Below are 876 nucleotides of genomic sequence, written 5' to 3'. Positions count from 1 at the left end.
AGTGAAGACTCCCATGGCGGTTTCGGCCTCGCAGCGCAACCGCTCCCAGGCCGGCATAGCCTGGACGTCTCTGAGTGATGGGTAGTCGTCAGGCACTACCCCGGCCGTCTCCTGCCACACGACGTGGAACTTCTTGATGGCCTCGATCTCGTCGGCGGTGTAGACGTCTGGCCAGTCATCAACGCTGTCGGGGCCCCGAGGAAGCTGGTCCTCCCACTGGTTGATGACCTCGTATGGCACGTGTGCTATTGGTGCTGCCCGCTCATAGTCCCTCTGTGCGGCGAAGGAACCAGCGAGTTCGAAGTACTCGATGATCCGATTGCGGACGCGCTGCTCGATCAGACGCCCCCTAGGATCATCGCCCTGGGGCTCGATCACGGCCACATCCTTCCGGCGGCTGCCCCCACACTGTCACTCCATGACGGCGAGCGCACTTACCTGCCGCCGGATAGCGCCCGCCGGAACGGCTCGGACGCACGGATCTGCCCGCAGTCGGTGCGCGTTTTCGGGGGTCGCCGCCCATGGTGGACGGCGCCCCCTGGCGCCCGGCCCGACTCGAACGGTGCCGTCATCCTTGGGTTCAGTGACGCCCAGTACCAGCGCTGGGCGTTGAGCAGACTGACCTCCAACCGTACGAGAGAGGCCGCTCTCGAGCACGGCAATTGAATGTCCGCTCATGCCGCGATCCGCGCGTTCGCTCCTCCTATGAGCGGTCGGCCGTCAGCGTGGGAGTGTATGCCTGTGACCGCGCAGGACGCTCTGAAAGCCGCACTCCGCGACCACCTGGGACCCGTTGCCCGCAGTCACGGTTACCGGGGGTCGGCTCCCACCTGGCGCAAGTCTTCGACTGCCGGTGATTGCGCCGTCGTCAATGCT

At 65.5% G+C, this 876-nt stretch carries 1 protein-coding gene; it reads right to left on the bottom strand.

Features of this window, described 5'->3' with window-relative positions; genetic code table 11:
- The coding region (locus tag ABN028_RS35195) for a hypothetical protein (protein ID WP_349699670.1) at positions 1-378 on the bottom strand (378 nt) is incomplete at its 3' end.
- Between the last annotated feature and the right edge of the window lie 498 nt (positions 379-876).

It is taken from the genome of Actinopolymorpha sp. B17G11 (assembly GCF_040196095.1).
GTDB lineage: Bacteria > Actinomycetota > Actinomycetes > Propionibacteriales > Actinopolymorphaceae > Thermasporomyces.
The sequence above is the reverse complement of the archived record's forward strand: the minus strand, read 5'-3'. Positions and strand labels throughout refer to the sequence as shown.